This is a genomic window from Janthinobacterium sp. B9-8, from assembly GCF_000969645.2.
Taxonomy (GTDB): Bacteria; Pseudomonadota; Gammaproteobacteria; order Burkholderiales; family Chitinibacteraceae; genus Iodobacter.
In genome coordinates this window covers 1,161,587-1,173,097 of sequence record NZ_CP014222.1, presented here as the reverse complement: position 1 = coordinate 1,173,097, position 11,511 = coordinate 1,161,587, and the positions used below count along the sequence as shown (strand labels likewise).

Here is an 11,511-nt window from a genome sequence, read left to right as displayed (position 1 = left end):
CATTGTTTTTTATAGCCGGGGCAAACCCCACCCCGCGCACCTCATTCAATCCTTAGCGCAGCACCGTCGTCAAAGCATGCACACACAGAGCAATATTTTCGCGCCGTGCGCCGTAGCCCATCAGGCCAACTCGCCATGCTTTACCCGCAAACACACCCAAACCTGCGCCGATTTCTAAGTTGTAATCTTCCAGTAGCACCTTACGCACCGCTGCATCGTCAATCCCTGCGGGAATGTGTACGGTATTGAGCTGAGGCAGGCGGTAGGCGGTATCCACCACAAACTCCAGCCCCAAAGATTCCAGACCATAGCGCAGCAGCTGATGCATATCACGGTGGCGCTGCCATGCTTTTTCTAAGCCTTCATTCGCCAGCAAGCGCAAAGATTCATGCAAAGCATACAGCGTATTCACAGGCGCAGTGTGGTGATAGCTACGCTTTGCGCCGCCAGTGGCATCACCCCAATAGCCCATCACTAAGCTTTGATCTAAAAACCAGCTTTGCACCGGTGTTTTGCGCGCTTTTAATTTAGCCACGGCCGCATCAGAAAAAGACAATGGCGACAGGCCCGGCACGCAGGATAAACACTTCTGGCTGCCCGAATACACCGCATCAATGCCCCAATCGTCCACACGCAGCTCAACGCCGCCAAGGGAAGTCACCGCATCCACGATCGTTAGACAATCGTATTTTTTAGCTAGCGCACAGAGGGTTTTGGCGTCAGACACAGCGCCTGTCGAAGTTTCTGCGTGTACAAAGGCAAGAAACTTGGCTTCTGGATGCGCTTTAAGTGCGTCCTCAACCTGATTCGGATTAACCGGCTCGCCCCAGGCATTGTCCACCAGCACGGCCATTGCGCCAAGGCGCTCGACATTTTGGCGCATACGCTCACCAAATACGCCGTTGCGGCAAACAATGACGGTTTCACCCGGCTCAACCAGATTCACAAAACACGCTTCCATCCCTGCCGAGCCAGGTGCTGATACCGCCATCGTGACTGAATTTTTGGTCTGAAACGCGTATTGCAACAGCGTTTTAATCTCGTCCATCATCCCCACAAACAGTGGGTCTAAATGGCCCACCGTCGGCTTAGATAACGCGGCCAACACAGAAGGATAAATATCGGACGGCCCAGGCCCCATCAAAATACGATGAGGTGGGAAGAAAGGCATAATCATCGGTGGCGTAAGCATTGAAATCTCCGTCTGAAGGTGGGTCGTGACATTATCAGACTTTTTAGCCCATCTTACGGCAGCGGAAAACACTTATGTTGCTGCAGTGCAAAAAACCATCTGTTGCCTTCCCCTTTTTAAGTCAAATTTTAAGCAGAATGTCATCCAGCGGGCGTACACTTACACTGTATTTACTGATGTTCCCTCTTGTACAAGCACATTATAAATATCCTAGGAAAGGGCTTACCCGCGTACTTTTTAGCATTGCTCGCCCTACACATTCAAAAACCAAACGCGGCCCTCAAGAAACCCATCGACATAGACGTCATTTAGCAAGAGGCATAGCTGCATTTTTTAATAGAGAATCAAACTAAGGATAAGCGGATGCTAAGCGATAAAGAAATCGAGCAATATCTGGGACGAATCAATTATTCCGGCAGCATCGCCGTAGATCTAGCCACGCTCACCGCCTTGCATCAAGCCCATATGCGGCATATTCCTTTTGAAAATTTAGATATTCACTTAAGCACTCCTATTGTGCTTACTCCCCCCGCACTTTTTAAAAAAGTAATTCTGGAAAAGCGCGGTGGCTTTTGTTATGAGCTGAATTACTTGTTTTCTGTGCTGCTTTCATCTCTTGGTTTCAGCGCTCAACTTATCTCAGCCAAAGTATTCAATGGCAAAAACTATGGGCCGGAATTCGATCATTTATTACTACTCATTACTCTGGATCATCAACAATTTATTGCCGATGTCGGTTTTGGCGATTCATTTCAAACGCCCTTAGCCATCCATAGCCTAAAAAATGAAAATACCAGCTACCAAATTATGCAAAGCGATGATTTTTATACTGTGATGCAAAAAAAGAGCAATCAAGAATATAAGCCGCAATATCAATTCACCCTAAATGCTTATGGCATTAGTGCTTTTGCAGAGATGTGCGTTTACCAGCAAACATCTCCTGCTTCTCATTTCACACAAAAATCGGTTTGCTCAATCGCAACGCCAGAGGGGCGCAATACCATTTCAAATGGCTGTGTGATTCAAACAAAAAATGGCCGCCGCACAATTCACCATATCAATAACAACGCAGAATACCGCCAGCTTTTGCAGCAGTATTTTCAAATTTCACTCCCGGAAAACGCCCGTATTGCGGCACTCTTGCCTGAAAAAAAGACCCTTAGCCAAGTCAATACTTAGGGCCTGTTAACGTTTGATTCACAATTGCAGCCAGCACCGCCGTGAATCAAACGTCAACACCCCCTAAAATATCAGGCAAACAGCATCAATCTTTGATGCGATATAGCCCCCCTTCAGCCATATTGCACAGCTCAGAATGCTCCTGCACGCGATCAGCCCCATTTCAAAAACAAGCAACAAGCCTATTTTCAAATTAAAGAAACATGACTTTTTACCCTTATGAAACAAGCCCAAAAAGGGGAACAGCATCTATCCACCCAGGATTGATTGATGTAGATTAGAAGCCCAGCCTGACAATAAACACATAATTAACTGACAGCAATACAATTTAACGCACCACCCCTCCACGACTAGCCAGCCATTTCTCCCGTGGCCCACTTGAGCGGTCTTCAACGCACGCTGAAAAATTTTCCCGATCAGCTCACATCTTCACTTTACGGTTACTAAACATCGAATGCCGCTTGATCGTAAAGATCTTCTTTTTACGTAGTCTTTCGGCAAAAACAGGACCTATCTATGTTTGATCTAACGGTAATTTCATCTGAGCTAGCATGGCCGATCAGCTTACTCATTGCCTGGTTTGCAGGCGAATATGGCTATCGCTGGGCAAAAATACCCCGCATCAGCAGCTACGCCATTGTCGGGTTTTTACTCGCCTCATCACAAGCGGGCCTGCTACCCATCGGGCAATCCACCAGCGTGCTCTTGCTGAGCAATGTAGCGTTTGGCTTGATTTTATTTGAGGCAGGATATCGGATTAATTTGCGCTGGCTTATTCACAACCCGTGGATAGGCGTCACTTGCCTGACCGAAGCCACCCTCACTTTTGCTGCGGTTTATGCAGTAGCCAGTGGCTTTGGCGTGGCGTCGACCAACGCCCTTCTGCTGGCATCGCTCTCTATGGCAACTTCTCCCGCGGCCATTGTGCGGGTGATTAACGAGCAGCGTAGTGCCGGGCAAGTCAGCGAGCGCTTATTGCATCTTTCTGCTCTTAATTGTGTGCTGGCGGTGTTTGTTTTTAAGATTATCGTTGGGCTGCTAGTGTTTGAAACCACTGGTAATCTCTGGCACGCCGCATCCAGCAGCTTGCTGGTTTTAGCTGCGTCAGCTTTGCTAGGGGGATGCTTAGGGCTGATTGTGCCCATCCTGCTGAGGGGCATTAAATGCCGAAATCAAGACAACACACTAGCTTTTGTGATTGCCCTTGTACTGCTGGTAGCGCTCAGCGAAAGCCTGAAGCTTTCTGCCGTACTGGCCACGCTGACCTTTGGTTTGGTGGTGCGCCATCGCCGCCTAGAATTTCACCCTTTGCAACGCGGCTTTGGGGCATTAGGTGATTTGCTTTCTGTGCTGTTGTTTGTCTTTATTGCCTCTACCTTGCAATGGCAGCATGTGATCTCGGGCATGGGTTTAGGTTTGGCCATCATTGCCACCCGTATGCTGACTAAGGTGTGCGGCATCAGCGTCTTTGCGCGTATTAGCGGAATTACTTGGCGTAAAGGCATGCTGCTTGGCATCGCCATGACCCCCATGTCGGCCTTTGTGATTCTGATGCTAGAGCAAACCCGCCACCTTGGCATTCATCTGGCCGATCAGTTGATTCCACTCGCCTCCGCGGCGCTGATTTTAGAAATCTTCGGCCCCATCATCACCAAGCAGGCCTTGATCTGGTCACATGAAGTCCCGAAAAACAAGGAATAATCGCCATGCCACTCGAAGCCTTTAGTACCTCGCAATCGCTCAGCCTTGGGGTTGAGCTTGAATTACAACTGGTCAGCCTCAGTGATTTTGATTTAACCGCATCCAGCCCGGACTTACTGGAGCTATTAAGCCGACAGCCTTTTCCCGGCAATGTCACGCCAGAAATCACAGAAAGCATGATCGAGATTTCCACCGATATTCAAACAGAATACCCAAAGCTGCTCTTACAGCTGCAAAATATGCGTGATGCACTGGTGAAAGCAGGCGATAAGCTCAATATCGGTGTATGCGGCGGCGGCACGCACCCTTTTCAACTTTGGTCTGATCGGCGCATATTCAACAAACCTCGCTTTAATGAGGTTTCCGAGCTTTACGGCTATCTGACTAAGCAATTCACTATTTTTGGGCAACATGTGCATGTGGGCTGCACCAGCGGTGACGAGGCGATGTTTCTGCTGCATGCACTCAACCGCTATGTACCGCACTTTATTGCCTTATCGGCCTCATCCCCCTTTGTGCAGGGCTACGACACGCTGTTTCACTCGGCTCGGCTTAATTCTGTATTTGCCTTTCCTTTAAGTGGCCGCGCGCCCTTCTTGCTGCGCTGGGAAGACTTTGAGCAAAAATATTTTGCAAAAATGGAGTTAACCGGTGTAATCAAAAGCATGAAAGATTTTTACTGGGATATTCGTCCCAAACCCGAATTTGGCACGATAGAACTACGCGTTTGCGATACGCCACTTTCCGTAGAACGGGCGGCCGCCCTTGCGTGTTACTTGCAAGCACTTTGTCGCTATTTGCTTGAGCAATACGAAGCGCCGCCGGAGGAAGACGATTATCTTGTTTACAACTACAACCGCTTTCAGGCCTGCCGCTTTGGCCTAGATGGCACGATAGTTCACCCTAAAACCTACCAGCAAAGTAGCTTGCGGGAGGATATCAGCAACACCTTAAACCGCATCCAGCCCCATGCCGCCGCATTAAATAGCACAGCGGCTTTAGATCATATTCATCAGTTAATCATCAAAGGGGATGACGCCACTTTTCTGCGTAATGAATACGAAAAGCGCAACAATGTGGCAGGCATGGTCGATGCGTCGATACAACGTTTTCGCTATGGCAGTGGCGCTTGTCCAAACAAATAAAAGCCAGCTGCGAGCATTGCACACTGAGCGTGCATCTAAAACATGCTTCACGTCAGCGATCTAACCGCTCGGTATTTTTATGCAAAACACCTTTACCGCGCACGGCTAATCGCACCAATAACAATGGGATAAAAAACAAATACCATATAAGAGAGCTCTAAACAAATCACGATCAAAATAGTTGCTAATTAATAACCATAAGCGCTTAGGTATAAATTAAGCCGTACTTGCCGTTATCCTGATTTCCTACCAAATAAACACTGAAAGACATCACCAGAATGTCATTGACATAAAACATCAATCGATGGCTTACCCAAAAGCCTCGTGAAATGCCGGAATGAAAGATGGCAAAGATCAGTAAAATTAAAATACGAAAATAGATAAAACCAAAAAACATGCTGTTTCAATAAAAACAATACGTAGAACTAGGTACGCCCGCAAAAAATAAAACCACAGGGACACTATATATCTTTCGAAACATGTTCTTGTATTATGACGGCCGTAATTTATTTCCATCACATTACAATTCATGACTATTACTCTACCTGCATCACTACTTACAAAGGTGGAGTGTTATTTTTAAATACTGAACATGCTAATTGCATTAATTTAAGATTGAAAGGTTATATTTTGAATAAAAATTTTTTTGTAATAACTAGCTTCTCTTTATGTTTTGGATTAACCGCCTGTGGCGGAGGGGGCGGAGATAATACACCGAGCCCATCCTCCACACCGTCGGTAACAAATACATCACCTCCAATAGTAAGTACACCAACCACACCCACAGTAAACACAACTGCACTCCCCCCCAAAGAGGTGCCAAGTAGCACCGTCAAACGCTTACAAGAAGGGGACATGTACAGCCTGCATGTGGAAACCACGCAAGGCACCCTAGGCGAAATCAGTACACTCCAAACGCAAATGAGCGCTCAAGGCGTCATCACAGACAATCATCAACCAAACCGCCTCTCATTTAGTTCACCCGTCTTTCTGCACCAAGCACTGTCTGCCCACCCTAATTACGTGGCAGATTTTCTTGATCACACATTGGGAGGAGGAGCACTGGATAGTCTAGATGATGCAACGCTGACTAATCGATTCAATCAATGGAGCAAACCTGACTGGCTTACCCATAATTCAGATAAAGATCGGGCGACCTATCACTTCCACCTTGAAGAAATCGATCTAAATCAAGCATTGATGAAAAACAACCTAGTCTTTAGCACTGCTGAAGCAAAGAACGGCCTGTTGCCTGTCAGTCATGCCAAGCTCAGGGATAGTTTAGGCGATGCTAAATTCCCATCTGGTTCGGTCGGCTTACGTACCCGTCTCTTATTGCCCGCCAATAAATTACTACAAGTGGGCAACCTAGTGGCCAAGGAAGGGAGCAAGGATATGCACTGCATCTATCCTGATGCGATGGCAAAAGAAGGTGTAGCACTAAAACTGGGGCGCAACACGGTTGAAGCATTCAGCGTAGACAATGAGTGTAAGAATACGGGTGCAAAACTGGCAAGTGGCACTTTCAAAAGTGTTGAGCAGACAAGTTCACTAGGAATTACTACAAAAACTTATCTCTTTAATTTCAGCTCAGCCGGGGAAGTAGAGCGCCAACTGTTAAGCCCCACTTATCAAAAAGCCAATGCACGGCTGGCCCTCCGCGTTTCAAACCTTATAGCGCACGACCAGATTATCTCGCTTTACTTCGACAAGGAAACCGAGATTATTGATCCGCAATTACACTTCAACAAAACAGCAATCGATGCATTGAAGCAACAATTGGGATGTACTCAATGCAAGTGACAACAGGGAACAGGTAGCCTAATAGAAGGGGAGCAAAGGCAATTTATAGTCTTGCCCCCTTATTTTGATGGGCGACCGCCATACGCATGCGAAAGTCATTTTTCAGCCCCTTCGACACCCTAATTTTAGTGAAATCACTTAGCAAAGTAGCTTACGGGAGGGTAAACCGCATACGGCCCCACGTGAGCATGCACGACACGCTCAATCAGCAACGATCCAGCCTTGGCGCATTCCAGAGCAGAATCAACTTTACTATCGCCTATATCGATAACAGTATCGAAACCACCAGCGCAGCCCGCAGCCGCATTCTGGACGCCGATATGGCGGCAGAAATGGCGGCGCTAGCCCGCTCGCAAATCCTGCTGCAAATTGGCCACGCCATGCTTGCTGCCGCCAATGCCATGCCTCATTTAGTGCTGAGTTTATTAAAAGGTTTGTAACGCGTACACATGCGAAAAAAGGAGGCACTATATCGTCATACCAGATGGCGGGAGCCCAAAAACGCGGCATGGCTTCCTAACAAAACGACGAGCAAACCAAGTAGTCAGCAGGCTAACCTTGTATAAATGTAAGTTTTAAATTGGCATTTTTACAAAAAAACCTATAACCGCCTGACAATTAAATTTCTTAAAAATCAGAAAAACACAAATAAACGACTATGATCGAAGTTGATTACAGCTAAAATAAATGAACCAATTCAGCTATTATTTCCATGCATTGTTCATGCTGCGGTATTGCAGCAAAGTCTGCGCGGCTTTAGAAGGGAAATGCCATGAAGCAAACAGAACAAACTCTACTTGAACAAATGCGGATCACCGATTTTGATATTGCAAATCGTAAAATTTTGCTCTCTCTAAATGAAGAAGACTTTAAGCTACTACAAAACTTCCGGCCTACTATTGAAAGCATAATCGACACCTTGGTGGATCAGTTTTACCAGCTGCAGACTAATGTGGCAGAGATTTCCTTATTAATTGGCGACGCGGATACTTTGGGCCGCCTGCGTAATGCACAACGCCGCTATGTACTGGATTTATTCAGTGGTCTTTATGATTTAGAATATGTAAATAACCGTTTACGCATTGGCTTAGTGCATAAACGAATTGGCGTAGAGCCTAAGCTTTATCTATCTGCAATTAGCACGCTTCAAACGCTGCTGCACGATGTTATTTATGAATCACTGAGTAACGAAGAAGATAGGCGAGCCTTACTTTCATCATTAGATAAATTATTTCTATTTGATATCACCTTGGTTTTTGAAACATATATCCGCAGCTTGGTTTCTGAAATAGAAATTTCCAGAGAGAAATCAGAAAATTACGCCTGCATTCTGGAAGAAAAAGTCAGAGATCGTACTTGTCAACTAGAAGAAATGACCCGCATTGATCCGCTAACTGGATTGCAGAATGTACGCGGGCTGATTGAAACCCTGACCCGCACCCTGCGCTCCGCCCAACGCCGCGCCGAACCCGTATCGATTGTTTATCTGGATATCAACGATTTCAAGCTCATCAACGACAACAAAGGACATCAGTTTGGCGATGAAATTTTACGCACCGTTGGCCATATCATCATCAGCCTAGCTCGGATGGAAGACTGCTGTTTTCGTTATGGCGGGGATGAATTTTGCTTGATCTTGCCCAACTGCTTGTTACAACAAGCTTCCGATATTTATATCCACCGTTTAAATAGTGAAATCACTCAGCGCTTAGGAAAAATCACCCTCAGCGCAGGCATCATCCAAACGGGCCCCGCTTCTTATGAAGAGCCAGAGATGCTGATTCGTATGGCGGATGAGAGAATGTATCTGGCCAAAAAAGAGTTTAAAACGCAACACTCTTTATAAGTGGATAACCTCGGCTCTAACACTTAAATAAGCAAGCTAAACATTAAGCCTTCGCGCCGTTTAAATGCCTGAATAAAGTGATTTATTCTCGCAAAATTGCCGCATTTATAAACGCAATTATTTTTTCTTACACTTCATTCTTACGGATAAAGATGTAAATTAACCCCTCCGCATAATCCCGCATGTCATAAACAACAAAACACAGATCGTAATTACATCAATTAGCAGAGCCCTAAAAAAAACACCGCCAAAATAAGGGACTCATACGTCTGCCTATCGCTCTGTTTTCAATGAAGGCATCATCATTTAGTATTTTATTTAACAATTCACAAAGATATTATCAATACCTCCAAATTTCATTTTTACCTCCCCTGCTTCGCCACATTTCTTGATATCGCGCACACTCTGTATTGAGCAACTATTTTATGATGGCCCTGACATAAACTCCTGCGGAAGCCGACCATGCTCGACCTCTCAACATTTTTCCTTGGGCGCCCCCTGACATCGCCGTTGATGAACGCTTCCGGCGTTTGGTGCAACGTCAACAATCAGCTCAATGCCCTTGCAGAAAGTAAAGCGGGCGCAATGGTAACCAAAAGCTGCACCCTATTACGCCGGGATGGCAACCCTGAGCCCCGCTATCACACGCTGGCAATGGGCAGTATTAATTCAATGGGCCTGCCTAATGAAGGCCACCAATATTATTTGGATTATGCAGAGCGGCATGATTATGAAAATAAGCCCTTATTTTTTTCTATTGCCGGATTAACGCTAGACGATAATTTAACCATGGTGGCGCAAATCCAGGATGCTTATACTCCGGCTATTCTAGAGCTTAATTTATCCTGTCCCAATGTGCCGGGTAAAGCGCAAATTGCTTATGATTTTGAAGCGCTTGATGTCATCCTTGCCGAAATAAGCGCAGCTTATTCCCGCCCCTTTGGTATTAAACTACCACCCTATTTTGATATCGCCCATTTTGATGAAGTGGCTGAGATATTAAACCGCTACGAAAAAGTCAGTTTTATTACCTGCATTAATTCAATAGGCAATGGCCTGATGATTGATATTAATAGCGAAACGGTACTGATCAAACCCAAAGAGGGCTTTGGAGGAATTGGCGGCGATTACGTACTACCAACTGCATTGGCCAATGTCAATGCATTTCATCAACGCTGCCCTAAAAAATCCATTATTGGCTGCGGCGGGGTCAGTACCGGCGAACATGTCTTTATGCATTTATTAGCAGGCGCAGGCATTGTACAAGTAGGCACAGCGCTTTATGAAGAAGGCCCAGAGATTTTTGTTCGCTTAAACATAGAGTTAGCCAAGATCATGAAAGAAAAAGGGTATAAAACAATTCGGGAATTTCAAGGCAAATTAAAAACAATTTAAACAATCTGCATAATATATTTCCCCATTAGGTATTCCATCCATATACTCCTGTTATTGCCCAGAGCAAGATCATCTGCTTCTGTACATTGCAGTTTTTTTATCACGGGCCAGCACAGTTTAATTAAACTACGCCCCAATTTGGAGGAAAAGCATGTTTACTCAATGTGTTAAGACGGGTCTTACCCTTACTCTCATTTGTGCAGCCTTCGCAGCCAATGCAGCAGATAAACTCCCCAATGTAATGATTCTTGCAACAGGTGGCACTATCGCAGGCACTGGCGCCACCAGTACCACCACCGTTGGCTATACTGCCGCCAAAATTGGCGTAGAACGCCTGATTGAAGCCGTGCCAGAATTACAAAAAGTAGCACAGGTTAAAGGCGAGCAAGTATTCCAGATTGCCAGCGAAAACATGAGCAATGAGCACTGGCTAAAACTTGCCAAACGCGTCAATGAAGTACTGAAAAAATCCGATGTAGACGGCGTAGTGATTACCCACGGCACCGATACCATCGAAGAAACCGCCTATTTTCTAAATCTGGTTGTGAAAAGCAAAAAGCCAGTGGTTATCGTTGGCGCAATGCGCCCGGCCACCGCCATTAGCGCAGACGGCCCGATCAATCTTTACAATGCAGTCGCACTGGCAGGCAGCAAAGAAGCCGTTGGCCAAGGTGTCTTAGTATCCTTGAATGACGAAATCCAAGGCGCGCGTGATGTGACTAAAACCAACACCATTACGGGTCACACCTTCAGAGCACCAGAGCTGGGCAGCCTAGGTTATATGGTATCGGGCCAGGCTAAGTTTTATCGCAGCAGCACCCGCAAACACACCAGCGAAACCGAATTTGATGTAAGCCGCCTGGAAACTCTACCTGCTGTAGATATTGCTTACGGCTCGGCCAATGCCAACACCCTTGCCATTGATGCCTTTGCTGCTGCTGGCGATGTGGGCATTGTTTATGCAGGTACGGGGGACGGCAGCTTGGCCGCACCGGTTCGCGCCCGCCTTACCGAATTACGCCAACAAGGCATCCACATTAATCGCTCATCCCGCACCGGCAATGGCCCAACAGTACGTGGCGGCGAAAATGACGATGACAAAACCGACTTCACCGTATCCGACACCCTTACCCCACAAAAAGCCCGCATTCTGCTGATGCTGGCACTGACTAAAACTAAAGACAGCAAAGAAATTCAACGCATGTTCTACACCTACTAAGCAAACAAACTCGGCCGCTGCAGTTAACACA

The 11,511-nt window shown here is 46.3% G+C and carries 9 protein-coding genes; 8 read left to right on the top strand and 1 reads right to left on the bottom strand.

The genetic code is table 11. The features are described from left to right. Window positions 1-52: 52 nt before the first annotated feature. A complete protein-coding gene (locus VN23_RS05195; RefSeq protein ID WP_046349976.1) occupies window positions 53-1,192 on the bottom strand; it encodes a pyridoxal-phosphate-dependent aminotransferase family protein in 1,140 nt (379 codons plus the stop codon). A 363-nt stretch (window positions 1,193-1,555) separates the two neighbouring features. Here VN23_RS05195 and VN23_RS05190 point away from each other — a divergent pair, with 363 nt between their 5' ends. The 8 genes from VN23_RS05190 (at window position 1,556) to VN23_RS05140 (ending at window position 11,480) form a co-directional block, all read left to right on the top strand. After that, complete coding sequence (locus tag VN23_RS05190) at window positions 1,556-2,371, top strand: arylamine N-acetyltransferase family protein (protein ID WP_046349975.1); 816 nt, start codon at window positions 1,556-1,558, stop codon at window positions 2,369-2,371. 516 nt (window positions 2,372-2,887) lie between these two features. Next, window positions 2,888-4,072: a cation:proton antiporter gene (locus tag VN23_RS05180; protein ID WP_046349973.1), complete on the top strand. Its 1,185-nt coding sequence runs from the start codon at window positions 2,888-2,890 to the stop codon at window positions 4,070-4,072. A gap of 5 nt (window positions 4,073-4,077) precedes the next feature. After that, window positions 4,078-5,217 carry a YbdK family carboxylate-amine ligase gene (locus tag VN23_RS05175; protein WP_046349972.1) on the top strand — a complete coding sequence of 380 codons (1,140 nt, stop codon included), beginning with the start codon at window positions 4,078-4,080 and terminating at the stop codon, window positions 5,215-5,217. Window positions 5,218-5,709: 492 nt separating this feature from the next. Beyond that, on the top strand, window positions 5,710-7,020 hold the full coding sequence (locus VN23_RS21930; protein WP_197433023.1) for a hypothetical protein: 1,311 nt from the start codon (window positions 5,710-5,712) through the stop codon (window positions 7,018-7,020). A 188-nt stretch (window positions 7,021-7,208) separates the two neighbouring features. Further along, window positions 7,209-7,460: a flagellin gene (locus VN23_RS05155; protein ID WP_046349968.1), complete on the top strand. Its 252-nt coding sequence runs from the start codon at window positions 7,209-7,211 to the stop codon at window positions 7,458-7,460. A 332-nt stretch (window positions 7,461-7,792) separates the two neighbouring features. Further along, entirely contained in the window at window positions 7,793-8,866 is a 1,074-nt protein-coding gene (locus VN23_RS05150) for a diguanylate cyclase domain-containing protein (RefSeq protein ID WP_046349967.1), read from the top strand. Between the two features lie 462 nt (window positions 8,867-9,328). After that, window positions 9,329-10,261 carry a dihydroorotate oxidase gene (locus tag VN23_RS05145; protein WP_046349966.1) on the top strand — a complete coding sequence of 311 codons (933 nt, stop codon included), beginning with the start codon at window positions 9,329-9,331 and terminating at the stop codon, window positions 10,259-10,261. A 151-nt stretch (window positions 10,262-10,412) separates the two neighbouring features. Next, complete coding sequence (locus VN23_RS05140; protein WP_046349965.1) at window positions 10,413-11,480, top strand: type II asparaginase; 1,068 nt, start codon at window positions 10,413-10,415, stop codon at window positions 11,478-11,480. The last annotated feature ends 31 nt before the right edge of the window (window positions 11,481-11,511 follow it).

Bases quoted from the DNA above. Each gene is read 5' to 3' on its own strand.
- VN23_RS05195 (WP_046349976.1), bottom strand. From the start codon at position 1,192: ATGCTTACGCCACCGATGATTATGCCTTTCTTCCCACCTCATCGTATT.
- VN23_RS05190 (WP_046349975.1), top strand. From the start codon at position 1,556: ATGCTAAGCGATAAAGAAATCGAGCAATATCTGGGACGAATCAATTAT.
- VN23_RS05180 (WP_046349973.1), top strand. From the start codon at position 2,888: ATGTTTGATCTAACGGTAATTTCATCTGAGCTAGCATGGCCGATCAGC.
- VN23_RS05175 (WP_046349972.1), top strand. From the start codon at position 4,078: ATGCCACTCGAAGCCTTTAGTACCTCGCAATCGCTCAGCCTTGGGGTT.
- VN23_RS21930 (WP_197433023.1), top strand. From the start codon at position 5,710: ATGACGGCCGTAATTTATTTCCATCACATTACAATTCATGACTATTAC.
- VN23_RS05155 (WP_046349968.1), top strand. From the start codon at position 7,209: ATGCACGACACGCTCAATCAGCAACGATCCAGCCTTGGCGCATTCCAG.
- VN23_RS05150 (WP_046349967.1), top strand. From the start codon at position 7,793: ATGAAGCAAACAGAACAAACTCTACTTGAACAAATGCGGATCACCGAT.
- VN23_RS05145 (WP_046349966.1), top strand. From the start codon at position 9,329: ATGCTCGACCTCTCAACATTTTTCCTTGGGCGCCCCCTGACATCGCCG.
- VN23_RS05140 (WP_046349965.1), top strand. From the start codon at position 10,413: ATGTTTACTCAATGTGTTAAGACGGGTCTTACCCTTACTCTCATTTGT.